Source organism: Pseudoalteromonas sp. SG45-1, from assembly GCF_014164135.1.
Lineage (GTDB): Bacteria > Pseudomonadota > Gammaproteobacteria > Enterobacterales > Alteromonadaceae > Pseudoalteromonas > Pseudoalteromonas distincta.
The window spans coordinates 1-18,313 of the sequence record NZ_JACJEP010000040.1; the positions used below are offsets into that span (position 1 = coordinate 1).

16 protein-coding genes and 1 pseudogene are annotated in these 18,313 nt (G+C 39.9%); 11 read left to right on the plus strand and 6 right to left on the minus strand.

Annotated elements, in window-relative coordinates:
* Positions 1-100 (plus strand): annotated as a pseudogene (locus tag H5117_RS19375) (IS110 family transposase); the annotation flags it as partial.
* A 15-nt stretch (positions 101-115) separates the two neighbouring features.
* Here H5117_RS19375 and H5117_RS19380 read toward each other — a convergent pair.
* The 3 genes from H5117_RS19380 to H5117_RS19390 all read right to left on the minus strand — a co-directional run bounded on the left by H5117_RS19380 (position 116) and on the right by H5117_RS19390 (position 1,912).
* Positions 116-547, minus strand: a complete 432-nt coding sequence (locus H5117_RS19380; RefSeq protein WP_182738929.1) for a hypothetical protein — start codon at positions 545-547, stop codon at positions 116-118.
* Between the two features lie 170 nt (positions 548-717).
* A complete protein-coding gene (locus tag H5117_RS19385; protein WP_182738930.1) occupies positions 718-1,251 on the minus strand; it encodes a hypothetical protein in 534 nt (177 codons plus the stop codon).
* A gap of 163 nt (positions 1,252-1,414) precedes the next feature.
* Positions 1,415-1,912: a GNAT family N-acetyltransferase gene (locus H5117_RS19390; protein ID WP_182738931.1), complete on the minus strand. Its 498-nt coding sequence runs from the start codon at positions 1,910-1,912 to the stop codon at positions 1,415-1,417.
* 696 nt (positions 1,913-2,608) lie between these two features.
* On the opposite strand from H5117_RS19390, the gene H5117_RS19395 reads away from it, so the two are divergent.
* Positions 2,609-3,094, plus strand: coding sequence for a hypothetical protein (locus H5117_RS19395; RefSeq protein WP_010554987.1), 486 nt, complete (start codon positions 2,609-2,611; stop codon positions 3,092-3,094).
* Between the two features lie 353 nt (positions 3,095-3,447).
* Here the strand turns inward: H5117_RS19395 and H5117_RS19400 are convergent, their stop codons facing one another.
* Complete coding sequence (locus tag H5117_RS19400; RefSeq protein ID WP_182738932.1) at positions 3,448-4,653, minus strand: anhydro-N-acetylmuramic acid kinase; 1,206 nt, start codon at positions 4,651-4,653, stop codon at positions 3,448-3,450.
* Positions 4,654-4,802: 149 nt separating this feature from the next.
* On the opposite strand from H5117_RS19400, the gene H5117_RS19405 reads away from it, so the two are divergent.
* The 4 genes from H5117_RS19405 to H5117_RS19420 all read left to right on the plus strand — a co-directional run bounded on the left by H5117_RS19405 (position 4,803) and on the right by H5117_RS19420 (position 9,018).
* Positions 4,803-5,297, plus strand: a complete 495-nt coding sequence (locus tag H5117_RS19405; protein ID WP_182738933.1) for a GNAT family N-acetyltransferase — start codon at positions 4,803-4,805, stop codon at positions 5,295-5,297.
* 179 nt (positions 5,298-5,476) lie between these two features.
* On the plus strand, positions 5,477-6,505 hold the full coding sequence (locus tag H5117_RS19410; protein WP_182693830.1) for an NADP-dependent oxidoreductase: 1,029 nt from the start codon (positions 5,477-5,479) through the stop codon (positions 6,503-6,505).
* A 50-nt stretch (positions 6,506-6,555) separates the two neighbouring features.
* Complete coding sequence (locus H5117_RS19415; RefSeq protein ID WP_182733126.1) at positions 6,556-7,173, plus strand: glutathione S-transferase family protein; 618 nt, start codon at positions 6,556-6,558, stop codon at positions 7,171-7,173.
* Positions 7,174-7,398: 225 nt separating this feature from the next.
* Entirely contained in the window at positions 7,399-9,018 is a 1,620-nt protein-coding gene (locus H5117_RS19420) for a methyl-accepting chemotaxis protein (protein ID WP_182738934.1), read from the plus strand.
* Positions 9,019-9,089: 71 nt separating this feature from the next.
* On the opposite strand, the gene H5117_RS19425 is transcribed toward H5117_RS19420, so the two are convergent.
* Complete coding sequence (locus tag H5117_RS19425) at positions 9,090-9,398, minus strand: YkgJ family cysteine cluster protein (RefSeq protein WP_002962790.1); 309 nt, start codon at positions 9,396-9,398, stop codon at positions 9,090-9,092.
* A 45-nt stretch (positions 9,399-9,443) separates the two neighbouring features.
* A complete protein-coding gene (locus tag H5117_RS19430; protein WP_182738935.1) occupies positions 9,444-11,372 on the minus strand; it encodes an ATP-dependent DNA helicase RecQ in 1,929 nt (642 codons plus the stop codon).
* Positions 11,373-11,622: 250 nt separating this feature from the next.
* On the opposite strand from H5117_RS19430, the gene H5117_RS19435 reads away from it, so the two are divergent.
* From H5117_RS19435 to H5117_RS19455, 5 genes are all read left to right on the plus strand, one after another.
* Positions 11,623-12,927 carry an NAD(P)/FAD-dependent oxidoreductase gene (locus tag H5117_RS19435; protein WP_002962796.1) on the plus strand — a complete coding sequence of 435 codons (1,305 nt, stop codon included), beginning with the start codon at positions 11,623-11,625 and terminating at the stop codon, positions 12,925-12,927.
* Between the two features lie 137 nt (positions 12,928-13,064).
* Positions 13,065-15,155, plus strand: coding sequence for a cupric reductase (locus tag H5117_RS19440; protein ID WP_182738936.1), 2,091 nt, complete (start codon positions 13,065-13,067; stop codon positions 15,153-15,155).
* 117 nt (positions 15,156-15,272) lie between these two features.
* Complete coding sequence (locus H5117_RS19445) at positions 15,273-16,772, plus strand: DUF2235 domain-containing protein (protein ID WP_182738937.1); 1,500 nt, start codon at positions 15,273-15,275, stop codon at positions 16,770-16,772.
* Positions 16,773-17,004: 232 nt separating this feature from the next.
* The gene (locus tag H5117_RS19450) at positions 17,005-17,394 is read left to right on the plus strand and encodes a type VII toxin-antitoxin system MntA family adenylyltransferase antitoxin (protein WP_002962075.1); all 390 of its coding nucleotides are present in this window, start codon (positions 17,005-17,007) and stop codon (positions 17,392-17,394) included.
* Positions 17,387-17,812, plus strand: a complete 426-nt coding sequence (locus tag H5117_RS19455; RefSeq protein WP_033037879.1) for a type VII toxin-antitoxin system HepT family RNase toxin — start codon at positions 17,387-17,389, stop codon at positions 17,810-17,812. Before H5117_RS19450 ends, H5117_RS19455 begins: the two co-directional genes overlap by 8 nt.
* Positions 17,813-18,313 lie beyond the last annotated feature (501 nt).

The window sequence follows — 18,313 nt, forward strand, 5'->3', positions numbered from 1 at the left end:
AAAAGTGGCTATTATTGCCTGTATAAGAAAGCTTATAGTAATCATAAATTCTATGGTGAGGGATGGTGTCATGTGGGATCCTAAAATGGTTTTAAATTAGGAATTGACACCATAGTCACTTGTTAGTTGAGCTTTTTAACAAATCGAATTTCGTAATGATATAAATAGGTTCTTTTTTATATTCGACTTTATAAAGATATTGATTTTTAAGAAAATTAGTTTTCTCTTTTATTAAGCTAATTTGCTCCCATGGTATAAAAAAACTCTTGGGAAATAGTAGAATCAGCATCCGTTTTTGGCTTATAAATACCCCTTGCTCAAATGATTTGATATTTAGCCAAGTCCTATATTCACTGTTTTTCTCACGAGAAATATCTGCAATATTTGTCAGGTACATACTGCGTGATTTAAAAATAGATGAATCCGAAATGCTTAAATCCGTTTTATATTCTCTAGCTAGTTTAGGGTAATACCCAATAGTGCTTTGGATATAATTCACTAAAACATAGAACAATAAAAATGGAATTAAGCCTATAACAAAGTCCACTTTTAAATACTCCGAAAACTTGTTCCGTGCTGCTGACTAGGTTGAAGCCAACTAACATCCCGCTTAGGGGCAATAACACGTGGGCTAAAATTTGGAGCGAAGCGACTGAGTCCACGTATTACTGTCCCAGGGAGCTTGCGACCGACTTAATGTGATTTTTCAACGTTTAATTACCAATCAGCTGCATACTGTTTATTTGCTTTAAAAGCCTCGACTTCTAAAGGTGCTTTGTCATAACCAAATTCAGCTATGTCAGAGAAGTGCTGAGTTATCACTTGGTCAAGACTAGATCTTTCGATTTGTAGCACATGAACCAATTCATGAGCCAATTTTGGCCTATTGAGCTCATATCCATTACGAACATAAATAGAATACCCGAAAGCCTGAGCGTTATTGGTAATACCTTCACCAATAAAACCTAGTGCTTCACCTAGTGTTTTTAGAGCGAAGTTTTCGAATGGAAAGGGTACTTCTTCAACATGTACAATCCTGACTTTCTCTGGTTTTTGAATTTCTATATCAGCTGCCAAAGCTAATTCTCGTGAATTTAGCGGACCTCCTGACTCCGAGCCTTTTTTTTCAGTTTCATAAGCCCAGTCAACATACTGCGGTATCAATATGTCTGAGATGATTTTCTGGTATGACAGTGCTGCACCAATAATTAAAGCAAATAATATTATCACTGTAAGTTTGAAAAATTTCATTCAATTCAAATCCCTTTAAAAATTCCTACTAACTTGCAAAACAACATAACGCCGCGTTAAGTAGTGAGTGACGCCTACGTCTAACCTAAACCATTACACCGTAAACACAAAACTCATTTGAACCAAGAATGCCATGCGTTGCGAATCTGCCTTAAACGCTTTGTTATGCGTTCATTCCATGTGCAGGGCTGATTCTGGACATGATAACCATATCTATATACCGTCCACTTTTGAATGTACTCAAACGCTTAATGCCCTCAGTTTCAAAGCCTACCTTTTCATACAGAGCTTTGGCTGAAAGATTATCAGCATGAACCTCTAATTCAACACGAACTAAATTAAGCCAATTATCAGCTTGATTGATTGCTTCATGCATCAAGGCTTTTCCGACACCTTGTCCGTGACTTTCAGGGTGAACAGCGGTGGCAATAGAAGCAGTATGCTTATCCCGAACTTTATCCGTTAGGAATAGCGTCACGTGTCCAACCACCTTACCATCAACTTCTGCGACTAACGTGTATTGATTTGATGCTGAAAAGAGATTTGAAACTTGCGAAGAGCTCAAAAAAGGAAGTTGTGATGTATTTGCCATTACTTCCGTAAAGCTATAAATATTATGAAGATCTTTATGATCAAATTCTTCTAAGTGTCTAATTTTCAAGTTATATCCCTACTGTAAGATCTGCCGAACACCTAGCAATTTAATAGTACGCTCATCAAGCATATTTCTGCCGACATAACGCTCATCTATCTACTTTATATAGTTTTAGCAAATTACCTAAGGTATTACTATAACTAAGTTTTCTAAAGTTTTTAGGTGAAGTTAATAATCCAATTTGCGCGCAGCGCGCATTTTCATGAATATATGCGCAAAAAGCAGTTTGACCAATCAATTAACTACTATATTTAGCCAATCTCAATAACTGGTTTTCGCTCATAACCGCCTTAGAACATTTGCATTGCGACATTTATCTTGGCCGCTAACACCGCTCTATTAATATGAGGTACAACAATAAACCGCTATCCATACAGTAATAAACCAAAAAAGATAAAGTATAGAATTTTAGTTGGGAATCTCTGTTTAATTAGTTTAAGCCTAAAAACAAAATTCTGTCCCCTATGAAAAGAACCCAAATAAGGAACGGAAGCACCATCGCTACAAGCACTGCCACATATGGCTCTTCATTCCAGATGTGTGATAAAACATTCCAAAGTTGGATGAGAAAGAACAAAAAGATCCTCTTTGATCAAACTACTCAATAATTGTACTAAATAATGTAATTAGTCATAAATCTGTAACTTTGATCCGCGATAATCTCTATCCGATAAATGAATAGACTCAAGAAGATTAAGTAAGATGAGTACACCCTTAGTGCAACTAACATTTGCACTGCAATCATTTGATGATTCTATGTCTGCGGCGATGAGCCACGCTATGGAATATGAAAAGCTATCGCTAAAAGCCAATGCTGCGCATAACATTACGCTGCAGTGTGTGTTGCCTGATGGCGCAAATGAGAGCGATGTTATTTCACTAAGTGCAACGCAGCCCAGTGCGCGTGGGGCGCAGTATTTTACTGAAAAAACGCTGAGCAATGCAGACCTTGAATCTGGTACTGTAAATCTTACTTTAAGTAACATTACACAAAGCCAGTGTTTTGTAGTGCAAATGATGCTGCACGGAAAAAACACGACCTTAAAAGAAAGCCAGCAACTCGATGTGTACATTAAAGCATTTGAGCAAGGCTATATCCCTGAGCAAATAAAAACTGAACATACCAAGTCACAGGGCGTTCGTAGCTACTTTGCGAGTATGGGTTCTACGTTTTTATCGCTGTTTTAGTGCTGACTGCACTTACATTACGCGACACTACTTATAAGTTGTTAGGGCGTGTTGAACTTTGGTGGGTGAATTTACAGCAGTATGTTTGGTTTTTAGGCAAGGCAGAGCCTATGTAGTGTGGTTACTCCCCATAAATAGGCGATAACGCAGCATAAATACCAAACATGCACTGCCCTTTGGGTTCTTTCTAGGGACGATTAACTCTTTGTTGCCTACATGGATGTAGGTAAGGGGCGTGAGCAGGACGCGAAGCTTTGCTCGGTTTTTACTTAGCCCACTAGGTTACAAACCTCGCGCCGCGATTTAATCGCCTCTAGATTGAACAAATTTCAATCCACAAAGACCAACACGCCCTAGTCTGCAAAACTTACTTTACCCATAGTAACTCCCGCAATACCTTGTGCGGTGTTGCTTAGGTGTTGCTGCTCTCCGGCTAGGCATTCGTTTGCTAAAATAGCAAATAACACAGCCTCTTTTGCATCAGGGTTAATACCTAAATCGTCGGTATTTTTAAAAGCCTTAATACGTGGGCAAAGCGTTGTAAGTTGCGCCATTAGTAATGGGTTATGAATACCCCCACCACTTGCATACACCACACAACTTTGTGCGCGCTCTGCACACTCGTTTAATGCATTTGCTATAGCGGTTGCTGTAAAGGTATTTAAGGTGGCCATTACATCTTCATGGCTTAAGTGCTGTGTATTTGTAAGCTGCTGTGCGGTGTTTAAATACGCTAAGTTAAATACCTCAGGCCCTGTGGTTTTAGGCATTGGGAGTTTAAAAAATGCGTTATTACACAATGCATTTAATAATGGTGTATTTACCTTGCCTGCTTTAGCTATTTTTGCGCCATCGTCATAATGCATATCTTTAAAATGTTGCTGTACGTAGGCATCCATAATGGTATTACCGGGGCCAATGTCGGAGCTAAACACACGGTTTGCATCACCATTTTTGGGTAAAAACGTTAAGTTAGCTATGCCGCCCATATTTAGCAAAATCCGACTCTCCACAGCGCTCGAAAAATACAAATAATCGCCATACACAGCAAGTGGTGCGCCCTCGCCTCCTGCGGCTATGTGTTTTTGCCTAAAATCACCAATGGTTGTAATACCCGTAGTAACGGCTATTTGGTCGCTATCGCCAATTTGTAAGGTGCCATTAGTAAAGCTTTTGTGATTATGCTGCGACTGCGGGCAGTGGTAAATGGTTTGCCCGTGACTTGCTATTACATCAATACTTGCCGGGTCTATTTGCCAAGTATGTAAGCACTGGTTAACCATATCGCCATGGAGTTTACCTACCCACGGGTGCAGTAAAGTTACAAGCTCTAAATCGCACTCTCGTTTGGCAAATACCTGCTTTATTTTAGTTTTATAATCGTCGTTGTAGTCAACGGTGGTAAAATTTAAAACCTCAATGTGAGTATTTAAGCCAGCGCCCGTTATTTTACACAGTGCAACATCAAGCCCATCCAACGAGGTGCCGCTCATTAAACCAATAATTAAACGGCTTGGTTTTAGGGCGCTGTTATAAAGCGCTTTAATGTGAGGGTGCATAATGGCATCTAAAATAGGTGTAATATTTTGCTTATATTAGAGGACTTTAAAACAAAGTAATAGCCGTAAAGCGTTTAATTTAGGTTCTGATTGTTTAACTCTTAAATGATTGTTAAGTTAGTGTGCATACTAAAAATTTATGAAAAAATATGATCACCCTCAGAGAGTTTAAAGCCCAAGACGCGCCTTTTATTATTAACACCTTAAATGATGAACAGGTAACGCGTTATTTATCGTCAAAAATTCCGTTTCCGTATACGCAAGCCGATGCAAACTGGTGGATAAGCCAAGGCTCAAAAAACGGCATTATTAAGGCCATTGTTGTAAATGGGCAATTTGCGGGCTGTATTGGTATAACTCCCGGCGAATTTGAATACAAACGCAGTGGCGAAATTGGTTATTGGCTTAATAAAGCCTATTGGGGGCAAGGTATTATTACTCGCGCTATTGAACTTATATGCAATGAAGCGTTTGCAAGCTCACACTTGAACAGAATTTTTGGTGCCGTGATTGCTGGTAATACCGGCTCTATGAAAGCACTTACTAAGAGCGGCTTTGAGCAAGAGGCTGTGCTTAAACAGGCCATTTATAAAAACGGGGTACTTTACAACAATCATATATTTAGTAAGCTCAAAGCAGACTAATTACTCTAATTAAATCTGCGCAAAGGTTGAATTATCAACCACCCGCCCAAAACTCCTTTATTAAGGTACGCATTGTACATATTCATACTGCTTAGCCGCGCATTATTGTTTAGCTGAACACGATTTTTAAAACGTAAACATTCGGTAAGTAGTTTATTTATATTAATAGGAGATCTTATATGTCTACGACTAGTCGCCAACTTACTCTTGAATCACGCCCTAATGGCGCTCCAAAAGATGAAAACTTTAAATTAAAAACGGTAGAGCTTCCGGCTTTAAAAGACGGTGAAGTTTTACTACGTACTATTTACCTATCGCTAGACCCGTACATGCGTGGTCGTATGAGCGATGCTAAGTCGTATGCTGACCCTGTTAATATTGGCGATGTAATGGTTGGCGCAACAGTGTGCCAAGTAGAAGAGTCTAAAAACGATAAGTTTAACGAAGGCGAATGGGTACTTGCCTACACAGGTTGGCAAGACTACGCCATTACCGACGGCGAAGGCTTAATGCAGTTAGGTAAAGAGCCTGCAAACCCTTCATACGCATTAGGTATTATGGGTATGCCTGGCTTTACTGCTTACATGGGTTTACTTGATATTGGCCAGCCTAAAGAAGGCGAAACCGTAGTTGTTGCAGCAGCAACAGGCCCTGTAGGCGCAACGGTTGGTCAAATAGCTAAAATTAAAGGCTGTAAAGTAGTGGGTGTTGCTGGTGGTAGCGAAAAATGTGCACACGCCGTTGAAAAACTAGGGTTTGATGCCTGTATTGATCACAAAGCTGATGACTTTGCAGAGCAGTTAGAAAAAGCCTGTGATAAAGGCATTGATGTTTACTACGAAAATGTGGGCGGTAAAGTATTCGACGCCGTACTACCATTACTAAATACCGCAGCACGCGTACCATTGTGTGGTTTAGTATCGCAATATAACGCAACTAGCTTGCCAGAAGGCCCAGACCGTTTAGGTATGCTAATGGGTCAATTGCTTACTAAGCGTATTAAAATGCAAGGCTTTATCATTTTTGATGATTACGGCGACCGTTACGACGAGTTTGCACAAGACATGCAAAAATGGCTACAAGACGGAAAAATTCAATACCGTGAGCACATGGTAGAAGGCATCGAAAATACAGTAGACGCGTTCAACGATATGATATGCGGTAAAAACTTTGGTAAAACTGTGGTTAAAATTAATAACCCACTTTAATTTTATACGGCTTGTAAGGCAAAGCCCTTACAAGCCAAAAAAGGACTGACATGATTAAACTACACCATTTAAATAAATCCCGTTCTAAACGTATAATTTGGCTTTTAGAAGAACTAGATGTTGACTACGAAATTGTGGCTTATCAGCGTAATAAAGATACATTTTTAGCGCCTGATGAACTAAAGCATATTCATCAACTTGGTAAGTCACCGGTAATTGAAGACGGCGGTTTAATTATTGCTGAATCAGGCGCTATTACAGACTACCTTATTACTAAATACGGCAATGGTGAATTTGCTCCAAAAGTAGATACCGCTGAATATGTTGACTACCAACAGTGGCTGCACTTTGCAGAAAGCTCAGCAATTTTACCGCTTTTACTTAAAATGTTTGTACTAAAAGACGGCGCTAAAACGCAGTTTTTAGAAGGCTATGCCGACGCTGAAACAGCTAAAGTAATTAGCTACTTTAACGACCGCCTAGAAGGTAAACGTTATTTAGTGGGCGATACCCTAACGGGCGCTGACTTTATGATGTCGTTTATTGTTGAAATAGTTAAAAACTCAGGTCAATTAGCGCACTTTAAAAACCTCGTAAAATACGACGAGCAATTACAAAGCCATGAGAAGTTTCATACAGCTAATGAGCTAGAAGCAAAGTACGACTAAACCTTTATATAATATTTTTATATAACACTAAGGAGCATTTTGCTCCTTTTTTAATACCTGTAAAATATGCCCCGCCAAAGTTACGCTTGTAAACTAAATTAACAATCACCTACCTTATTGCTAATAAAACTTTAATTAATAAGGCATAATGCTGCTATTGTTTAAGTATTTTCACTAATAATACAAGCTGCTCTTGCGCGTATTGACTCACCCTTGGGATCAACCATGACCATAAACATGCGTTTAACGACCGGCTTTGGCGTAATTTTATCAATGATGATTATTTTAACCATTATTGGAATTTCGCGCGTTAGCCTTATTAATAATAACATTACCCACATGACCGACGTAAATTCGGTAAAGCAACGTTACGCAATTAACTTCAGAGGCAGCGTACACGACAGAGCAATAGCCGTGCGCGACGTAGTGCTAATTACCGAGCAAAGCAGTTTAAGTACCGTGTTAAATAACATACAAGAGCTAAACGCATTTTACCAAACGTCAAGCCGCGCTATGGCTAAGCTAATGGGTGATATGAATAGTGAAGAGCGCGCTTTAATTAATAAAATAAATCAAATAGAGCAGCGCACTCAGCCTTTCATTCAAGGTGTAATAAACGCTAAAAATGCAGGAAACCTAAACGAAGCTAAACGCATTTTATTAACCGATGCGCGCCCTGCGTTTACCCAGTGGCTAAATGTTATAAACCAATTTATAAACCTGCAAGAGCAAGCAAATCAAACCACTACTATTAATACTCTCGATATTGCCAGTTCATTTGAAATTTGGATGATTTCGCTCACCGCGCTTGCAATTTTAATAGGTGCAAGCGTTGCGTATGTTATTAGCCAACTGATCAGAAAGTCAGTAGGTGGCGAACCACAAGAAGCCGCCGAAGTAATTGCCCTTATTGCCCAAGGAGACTTAAGAGGTGATGTACAGTCGTGTTGCCCAAATAGCATGATGGCTTCTGTAGGGGTGATGCAATCTAAACTAAAAACCATTGTAGATAGCATTATTAACTCATCTGAAGAGCTTTCTACGCACTCTGCAAGCGTAGCGTCTGGCTCGCAGCAAGCACTTAGTGCCGCTGACGCACAAGTAACCTATACAAACTCGGCAGTAAGCAGCCTAGAAGAAATGAGCCGCAGTATTAATGCAGTTGCAGGCTCTGTTAAACAAACCGAAGATAACTCAAAAGTAACTGCACAACTATCGCAGCAAGGTAGTATTGCAGTGCAAAAAGTAGCGGCCGAAATTGAGCAAATTTCTGTAACCGTAAAAGCCACAGTTACCCAAGTAAACGTGCTGCAAGAACATGTAAAACACATTGGCGATATTTTAAGTGTGATCCGCAGCATTTCTGATCAAACAAACTTGCTTGCACTAAATGCGGCAATAGAAGCTGCAAGAGCAGGCGAAACTGGCCGAGGTTTTGCTGTTGTAGCTGACGAGGTAAGGCAACTTGCCCAGCGTACCGGTGATGCAACAGGCGACATTGAAAAGATGATTTTGCAAGTGCAAGAAAACACGCAAGCGTCGGTAACAGCTATGGAAACCACAGTACCGCAAGTAGAAAATGGCCTAACGCTTACCCACGAAGCAAACGAGTTACTGCATCAAATACAGCAACAAGCTAACGACTCATTAAGTAACGTGCTTGAAATTGTTGAATCAACATCAAACCAAGTAGCCACCGTGGCGCAAATTAGTACCGGCGTGGAAGAAATTGCCAGTATGTCCAAAGAAACCAGCATGTCTCTTAACAGTAACGCACAAGAAGCCGTTGCATTAGCTGACCTTTCAAACACGCTTAAAAAGTATATTAGCTACTTTAAAGTTTAATTTTTATAGTAAACAATAAACAAAGGGGCTTTTAAGCCCCTTTGTTGTTTATGTACTTTAATAATAGCGGACTATATACCCGCTAAATCGCGCTCGGTAATGCACTCGTCTGAGGCCATTTCAAACTCGCGGCAAACTAATGGGCGGTTTTCGTAAATGGAGCACATAAGCGTATTGCGGTCGAGTGCTTGGCACCAACCGTCGTCAGCGCGTTTCATTACTTCGCTGCCCCATTTATCGTATTCAATGTAGTTAAATGGCACGCCGGTGTCGGTTACTATGCGCACTTCTAATTGGCAACAACAGGCTTGGCAGTTAGCACACGTAACAGGCTCTGGGGTAGTAGAAATATTTTCAACAGGAATAACAATATGAGGCATAGTGGCTTACTTTTTTGAATAAGCCACTAGGATACAGTAACTAATTTAACGCGCTAGTAGTTTTGCTTTTATATCGCTGTAACGCATTTGCTCGCACAGTGCAAAACCACTCAATTGGCGCACTTTATTACGCGCAAATAATGGCACACTCATCCCCGCTAAAAAGCGGCATTGGGTTTCAATACCCACATTATGATTACCTTTGTCTGCCATATGCGCTAAAAACTCATCCACCTTTTGATAAATAAGTTGCTCGTCAATATATGCAGGCTCTATAGAGTATTCAAGCTTAACCGCATGGCCTCTACACACACTACAATGCCCACATTGCTGTGGTGCGTTTTGATCGTCAAAATAGCGCGCTAAGTTATAGCTTAAACAACTTTGTAGCTCAAAAAAGCGTACCAGTGCAGCAATACGTTTAATTTCGGCTTGTTCTTTATCACTAAAGTAGTCGTGTAGTTGCTGGGCAAGTTCTGGGTTATTTATAACCTCTGCATGCACTTTGTATACTTGGGTAATACGTTTGGTTTCGAGCGTTATTAGGTTTTTTTCGGCTAGGTAATCAAGGGCTGCCACTACGCGTTTTCGATCAACCTGCGCGGCTTGCGTAAGGGAGTCAAAATTTAGCGTGCCCCATATTTTTTTAAAATCGGTATGGCTAAATATTTGTGTTAAAAATGCTTGGCGCTGCTGGTCAAACTGACTTAGTAGCTCGTTTTTATCGACCAAAAATTTATATTTAAAATCAGCGTAGTAGGCATATTGCGGCGTTATAGCGCCTTGGATTTCAAGCTGTACAAGTAAGGTTTTAAGTGCCAGTTGTCTAATATTACTTTCGCTTGAAAGACTGTATTCTTGCATTTCCCATTGCTGGTGGCTTTGGCGAATATCGTTAATTACGTATTCAATACCGCTAAGCTCAGGGGTGTCGCCATATACAAAGTTTTCAACCGTATTTAGCCCATCTAAATTGGCAAGGGTGTAGCAGTTTGATGGATTGCCATCGCGCCCTGCTCGGCCAATTTCTTGGCTGTAGTTTTCAATCGATTTTGGTAAATCGTAATGTATAACAAAACGAATATCTGACTTATCAACGCCCATACCAAAGGCTATGGTTGCCACCACTACGTTAATTTTACCCGCCATAAAGTCATCTTGAATTTGCCAGCGTAGCGTATCCTCAAGCCCCGCATGATACGCCACCGCGTGCACACCTTGTGCACTTAGCACATTAGCAACTTGCTCGGCGCTTTGCTGTAGCGTTACATACACAATACCAGGGCCATTTTGCGCGCGCACAATGTTGGTAAGCTCGGTGTTTTTATCGGCGGTCTTAACGCTCAACACACTTAAATCTAAATTGGCGCGATAAAAGCCCGTTTGCACAATGCACTCAGGCGATATAGCAAATCGCTCTGCCATATCGCGTTTAACTTTTTTAGTCGCCGTTGCCGTAAGCAGCAATACTAAAGGAATATTAAGCTCTTCGCGGTAACGCGGTAGTTTAAGGTAGTCGGGTCTAAAGTTATGGCCCCATTCTGATATACAGTGCGCTTCGTCTACCACTAACATCGAAAGCTTAACTTGGCTTATAAACTCTCTAAAACGCTCGTTTTTAAAGCGCTCAACCGACACCATTAGTACTTTAATTTTACCATTTCGCACATCATTCATTACGGTGCTGCTTTGCATTTTATCTTGGCTCGAATCAAGGCTAGCCGCGTAAATACCTTTGCTATTTAAAAAGCTAATTTGATCTTTCATCAATGCAAGCAAAGGCGAAACCACTAACGTTAAATTTGGTAAATGCAACGCAGTTAATTGATAGCACAACGATTTACCCGAACCGGTCGGAAATATAGCCAACGACGATTGACCATTTAAAAGCTGCTCTATAGTTTGTTGTTGCCCTGTTCTAAATTGGCTAAAACCAAAGTGCTGCTCAAGTGATTGAATTAATGGCGTGGTCATAAATGTCCTTTTAATGGCTAAACAATAGTCATGCTTATAAAAATGCGGTGTAGATGAAATATTTGCAACTCAGTATACAACAAATAACATTATTTATTGCTGACATCACCTTTATTTAAGCGCAAACTAAAGCACTATAAAATGAGTAGTAACTGCTTGTTGCCAAAATAATTTATTGATACCCAAGTCACCTTAAAAAACTAATAAAAAATACAGATCACTTGGGTATATTATTTTTAAGGGCAACGTTATGAATATTACTACACCTAAAATCGTCGTTATTGGCGGTGGTGCTGGCGGATTAGAACTCGCAACGCAATTAGGCCATAAATTAGGAAAGAAAAAACAAGCTGAAATTCTACTAATAGACAAAAACCGTACCCACATATGGAAGCCGTTACTGCACGAAGTAGCGACAGGCTCTATTGACCCCGATTTAGATGGCGTTGTGTATTCAGCCCATGCTGCAAAACACCACTATAACTTTCAACTTGGTACTTTTTGCAATATAGATCAAAGCAATAAAACAGTTACCCTTGCACCACTTTTAGACGAGCTAGGCCACACAATTTTACCCGAGCGCACCGTGCGCTACGACCACCTAGTCATTGCCATTGGCAGCGTAAGTAACGACTTTAATACCCCAGGTATAAAAGATCACTGCTACTTTTTAGACTCAAACCAACAAGCAGAGCGCTTTCAGCACTCATTACTAGATAGCTTTACGCGCCTTCACCAAGACGACAACCAACAGCAATCACTTAATATTGCCATTGTTGGCGGCGGTGCTACCGGTGTTGAGCTCTCAGCTGAGCTTTATCATGTGTCTGAGCTATTAAAGCTTTATGGCTTAACAAATATGTCGTCTAAGCGTTTGCATATTCATTTAATTGAAGCTGGCCCGCGTATTTTACCTGCATTACCAGAGCGTATTGCCGTTAGTGCTAAACGCGAGCTATTAAAGCTTGGCGTAAACGTGCGCGAGCAAACGCAAGTAAAAGAAGGTACCGCACAAGGCTTTATCACCAAAGATGAAGAACACATTGATGCCGATATAATGGTGTGGGCGGCAGGCGTAAAAGCACCTGATTTTATAAAAGACTTAGGTATTTTTGAGCTGACGCGTAGCAATCAAATTCAAGTAAATGAGTTTTTACAAAGCACCGTAGACGAAAGCATTTTTGTATTAGGCGATTGCTGCGCATTTACCCAAGCCGACGGCAAGCAAGTACCACCACGCGCACAATCGGCGCATCAAATGGCGCAGTGCGTCGAAAAAAATCTAATCGCAACGCTAAAGCAGCAACCACTACGCGGCTTTAAATACAGCGACCATGGCTCACTTGTTAACTTATCAAGCTACAGCACTGTAGGTAACTTAATGGGCAATCTAACCAGCAATACCTTTTTTATTGAAGGTAAAATTGCCCGCTTTATGTATATATCTTTATACCGTATGCACCAACGCGCCATACACGGTAGCGCAAAAACCTTTGCATTATGGATAAGCGAAAAAGTGTTGCGTGTAGTGCGCCCTAAAATGAAGTTGCACTAATAAATTAAGTACGCTCACAAAACCACAAAAAAGCTTTAAGAGTTAATAAGTATTATCTCTTAAAGCTTTTTTGCACTTTGCGTACCTAAAGTAGTACGATGTGAGAATATTTTAATAACATCAAAGGATTGGCGGTTATGAAAAAGCTACTTCTCGGACTTATAATTATAGCGGCTTTGGCAGTATATCTATTTAAAACCCAGCCTAACACAGCCGATGTAGAGCAGCCCAACGTGGCTGCACCAAATGCCACTGAGCCTAACTTAGTTAATAAAAAGCAGCCTGCAGAAGGCACCCCGCTTCGAATAGTCACAGATCTAAAAAAAGATATTCGCCTTTGCAGAGATCAATCACAGCAACAACATATAAAAATAAATAATTTAAACCAATCGCTTGTTTCATTTTTTGTGAGTGAGCTTAAAAAAGGGACGTCGGTCCCTACGATTTTAAAGTATGCAAACCTATCAGAAATCAATAAGCGTCAATACATTGCCTTTTTAAGAGATGCCATAGTTACTGAGCAAAAACAGCAGCTTAATATTACTAGCTCTTTAAACGAATTAGCTAATTGGCAAGGCATTGAGGCAATTAAAGGCTTCACCAATGATAAAGTAAAAGAAATGATTCAACAGCTTGGAGATAATAAGCATAGCCCTCCAGGACTTACTCTGAGTGTACCCCTTGATGAAAATGTACAAAAAGAAACCCTTTATGCTTTATTAAACAACACAGATACATTTACCACTTACTCTAAAACGTTTATTAAACTTGAAGGCAGTGAGGTTATTTCCCCGGCTACATTGTTTGTGCTTAATGCAAATAAATTTACGCCAAAAGAGTTTGAGCAGGCAATTTCATCTAATCAATTTACAGTAAATGAAGTAGCTACTGCGATTAAAAACAACATTCCTAATGAGTATATTTTTGCGCTTATGAAGCAGGTGCCGGCACTGGATGCTATGCCGCTGTACGAAGAAAATTCTGTTTTATATAACATGGCTGATATTGCCGTAAGCCAGTTTAATTTACCGCTTGTAAAAGCACTGCAGCAACTAGGCGTAACACCAACCAATCAGCCAGGCTTATTTACGGGTTTAGACGTAGCAATAGTAAGCCTGCCTAAAAGTGGTAACTTAACGCTAGCCCCTTTAGATGCAAGGCATACTCAAATGTTAAACTACCTTACAGAGCAAGGCTATAAAGCTCATATCGGCAATGCTAGTGACTACCTAAATAGCAAAGGCGTTTCTTTTGTAAGTGATTTTATTTACCAGCAAGGCGTCTATATTAATGGGCAGGAAAACCCTGAGCAATATGCTTACTTTAACCCTATTGGTAAAATAGACAACGCCACATTGCCCCAAGTGAGTGAGCCCGATAATTCTGATGTTGCACGTTTTTTAGTAGATTTGAAGCAACAAAAGAAAGATCTAGATAATAAAAGACAAAACTGTGAACTATTACAGCAGCAGTTAAGCGCTACTGAACAATTACACTCTACTATGCGAGCATATAATACGGTGCTAGAGGTAAAAAAAGAGCAAGGTAATAACTTCGAATATGTTTTACAAGAACAAGACCCCGTATTAGTTAATTACTGGTGGAGTATACTAAGCAATCAGCTTTCAAACGATAGAAGTCATAGCGCGTTCAGCCAATATTTGTCTAAAAAAGATTACCAAAAAGCTTATGAGTACAGCCTTAGTACACCATTAACTCAAACAGAAACCGATACACTTTTTACATTCCTACTATTAGAGCCTCATGACTTTATAACGATCTGGCAAAGCCGAGTTGAACCTAAGCCACCGAGTGATTTAGCAAGATTAAGTCGTTTTCCGCTTGAGCAATGGCAAAAGCTTAAACAAGCTGGTTTTGATTTTTCGATTACCGATACGTATGGGCGCGACGTTTATGTACAAGCTGTATCGTCTTCTGTCGAGGTAGTACAATTTCTAATTGATAATAAAATACCCGCTGATTCAGAAAAATTAGGCGTAGATATACTCGACCTAGCGCTTGAGCAAAGCTACACCAAAGGGGAGTTAAGCCCAATGATTCCTTTAGCCCTTCAGCTTGTTGAAAAAATTGAACCGAATCACCTTTCTCGCGCAGCACGATTAAAAACGTTTTATCCTGAGGTTTACGAGCAATTAATTAAGTTAAACCCCGCATTAAAACCCGCAGAGGGCACGCAGCTAAATCACTATACTTTTAATAGCCTATAACCCGCACTTTTAATACGCCAACAAATTAGTTGGCGTATTTGTTACTAACCAAAATATTGTCTTTAATATTTAACATTGTCTGTGTAGAGTATTTAAAACAACTAAGGAAATTGGGTTATGACGGGTAAAACGCTAATTTTTAATTTTGACGGCACAGGAAACGAGCCCCGTGATGCAGAGCAATTTAGCTCAGAGCATTTTAAAGAAGACTCTAATATTACCAACATTCTAAAATTGCATTTACTGCTTGGCGGTAAATTAGAAGACTCCCCCATTACTCCTTTTGCTAACCAACTCAGTTTTTATTATCAAGGTATTGGCACTAAAGGCAGCCGCCTTAAACGCATTTTAAACCAAACCCTTGCACCTCGTGGTGACGACGTAGCCAGTATTTTAAATCAAGCATTAAGCGACTTTAAAGCTCACTACCTAATAGGCGATGCCATACTGCTAACGGGTTTTAGCCGAGGCGGTGCACTTGCTAGGCGCTTTGCCAAAATCCTAGAGCCTTTAATTGCTGATAATGTTTACGTATGTGTATTTGATACCGTCGCCTCTATTGGCTTATCAAAAGTAAGTAAAGCCACACGCGGCGCAGAGCACGTTATTTTTGAAAACCACACCATTGCCAACAACATTACTCACGCGCTGCACTGCGTAGCCCTTGATGAAAAACGCCGCGCGTTTGAACCCACACTCATGAACCATCAAAGCAATATTACCGAGCTATGGTTTGCAGGAGCGCATTCAGACATTGGCGGCGGTTACTACCGCGATGGCCTAGCCGATATTTGCTTGCGCTACGCACTTGAGTGGTTAATAGAACAACCGCTTAATATTTCGTTACTCACTAGCCACGATATAGATTACGAAACCCTACTCCCCGATAGCAACTTAGTAGCACAAGATGACGTAACCGTAACGCCCGATCCGCTCGCATTAAGTCATCAACAAAATTACTTTTGGTTTAACCCATTTTTTAAATTAGTAGATAGGCAGTGCTATGTATTAATTGATGACGAAGCCAGCAACCTTGAGCCTTTAGTGCACTTCAGCGTAGCCGAACGCATTAATAAGCTAACCAGTTACCGCCCAGAATCGCTTAAAAAACTGCATTACAAAATTAGCTATAACGACAACACCACACTTAGCTTTATTGGTTTAAGCCAACATATAGAACTGGCTAATCAAAACATGAATGTGCTGAGCATTAACCAAAGCCAAGATGTAATGGTATTTGCCTCAGAGCAATATAACGCAACCGGCCTTATGCTAGAGCAAGGCGCTACGTACCGCTTTACTCCATACCCAAATCAATACTGGTTTGACGATGGCATAAAGTGCACGCCATTAGGCTGGAACCGCGATAACGTACAACTTGGCGTAAAAGAAATCCCCATGGCTGTGCTTGAACCATTTAGACGATTTCCTCGTGCACAATGGTTTTCACTTATTGGTGCTATAAATAAAAACGACGACCACCTTTTTGAAATAGCCAACGGCGCCGATATTAAAATGGATAAATCTGGCGAGTTTTGCCCATTTGCAAACGACTTAAGCCGCTTTTACGGCGCTAATTCCGGAAAAATAAAAGTGAAAGTAACGCGGTTGGAATAAGAGGAAACCGAAGCTTTTAAATTGTAGGTGCGATTTTACATCGCACTTAGCTCTTTAGTAACGGCTCATAACTCCCAATCAACGCTACAAAGCCCGCCTAAACTCCTGTAGGCGCAAAGCTTGCTCGCGCGAAAAGCGAAGCTTTTAAATTAAATAAAACAAATATCAGTTTTAATGTTCACTATAAAACTGATAGGTTATTATTACTGTTTTTATCAATGGTTACTTTTTCGTGGCAAATGAAGTTATACAAAAAATAATTGAGTATTTACATCAAAACACCGACATTGATGTAGTTTGGCTATATGGCTCCCATGCAAAAGGGACAGCTCAGCCTCATAGTGACATTGACTTAGCCATAGCATTTAAAAACTTTGATCTGGAATCGTTCGATAAACGCCTTAGGCCAAAAGAGCTTGAGCTTGAAATAAGTAATGCACTTAATCTTAACGAACAACTTATTTCGATTGTTGATATAAATATTATTCCAAGTTATTTAGCTTTCAACGTTATTGAATATGGAAAAATAATTATAAGCAATAATAGTGTTAGAGCGATGAAAGAGCAGCAGCGTATATATAGCCAGTTCGAATTTGAAACCATAGCGAGTAAACATGACTGATACCGGAATTACACTTTATTTAAGTGAAGTAACACGCCATATTGACGAATATATGCAAGAACTCGACGAACTCAGTCAAATCGATTCACTTAATAGCAGAGACTACCGAGCTGCAGAGCGATTACTACAGTTAATGACCGAGGTGTGTATTGGTTTATCAAAGCATTGGCTTAAGCAGCACAAAAGTAGTACCAGTAGCAACGCCTATCAAACATTTAGCGAACTTACTAATTTAGGCTTTTTGAGCGAGGCAGAACTACTGTCATGGCGTAAAATTATAGGCTTACGAAATGCTCTTGTTCACGATTACTTAAATATTGATCAAAGTATCGTTAAAACAATCATTAAAAAGCAACACTACATAACTATGCACGCATTTAGTATTAAAGCGATTACAGAGCTAAACAAAGATTCATAGATAAAACCTCACCTACAATAATTAAACCACTGCACAGAAAAAAACCGTAGGTGCGATTTTACATCGCGCTTTGCCCTCTAGTAACTAGATCATTACCTCAATCAACACTGCAAAGCTCGCCTAAACACCTATTCGCCTCACATGGTGAGGCGAATAACAATTTATTTGCCTCATGCAATGAGGCGAATAGCAGGATTAATTGCCTCATTACTTTTAAGCGCTACATTGAACAGTAATTCACTTTCCTGTGGTAAAAAATGTATTTTTAAGCGAGGTATAAAACCTCACCTACATTAATGTAAACACCACTCTTAACAAAAGCGTAGGTGCGATTGCATATCGCGCTTTGGCTTTTAAATAAGGCCAAGCTAAACACCTGTAGATACCATCTCTCATTTTAAGCTTCAAGGTCGTATTTAACTTTCTTGGAGCTTAAACGCTTCTTGGTTTTTTATTACACCAAAACATATATGAATTAGCTTTCGCATATTTGCACACACA

Excerpts from the sequence above, each read along its gene's own strand:
- H5117_RS19385 (WP_182738930.1), bottom strand. The coding sequence starts at position 1,251 with ATGAAATTTTTCAAACTTACAGTGATAATATTATTTGCTTTAATTATT.
- H5117_RS19395 (WP_010554987.1), top strand. The coding sequence starts at position 2,609 with ATGAGTACACCCTTAGTGCAACTAACATTTGCACTGCAATCATTTGAT.
- H5117_RS19400 (WP_182738932.1), bottom strand. The coding sequence starts at position 4,653 with ATGCACCCTCACATTAAAGCGCTTTATAACAGCGCCCTAAAACCAAGC.
- H5117_RS19405 (WP_182738933.1), top strand. The coding sequence starts at position 4,803 with ATGATCACCCTCAGAGAGTTTAAAGCCCAAGACGCGCCTTTTATTATT.
- H5117_RS19410 (WP_182693830.1), top strand. The coding sequence starts at position 5,477 with ATGTCTACGACTAGTCGCCAACTTACTCTTGAATCACGCCCTAATGGC.
- H5117_RS19415 (WP_182733126.1), top strand. The coding sequence starts at position 6,556 with ATGATTAAACTACACCATTTAAATAAATCCCGTTCTAAACGTATAATT.
- H5117_RS19420 (WP_182738934.1), top strand. The coding sequence starts at position 7,399 with ATGACCATAAACATGCGTTTAACGACCGGCTTTGGCGTAATTTTATCA.
- H5117_RS19425 (WP_002962790.1), bottom strand. The coding sequence starts at position 9,398 with ATGCCTCATATTGTTATTCCTGTTGAAAATATTTCTACTACCCCAGAG.
- H5117_RS19430 (WP_182738935.1), bottom strand. The coding sequence starts at position 11,372 with ATGACCACGCCATTAATTCAATCACTTGAGCAGCACTTTGGTTTTAGC.
- H5117_RS19435 (WP_002962796.1), top strand. The coding sequence starts at position 11,623 with ATGAATATTACTACACCTAAAATCGTCGTTATTGGCGGTGGTGCTGGC.
- H5117_RS19440 (WP_182738936.1), top strand. The coding sequence starts at position 13,065 with ATGAAAAAGCTACTTCTCGGACTTATAATTATAGCGGCTTTGGCAGTA.
- H5117_RS19445 (WP_182738937.1), top strand. The coding sequence starts at position 15,273 with ATGACGGGTAAAACGCTAATTTTTAATTTTGACGGCACAGGAAACGAG.
- H5117_RS19455 (WP_033037879.1), top strand. The coding sequence starts at position 17,387 with ATGACTGATACCGGAATTACACTTTATTTAAGTGAAGTAACACGCCAT.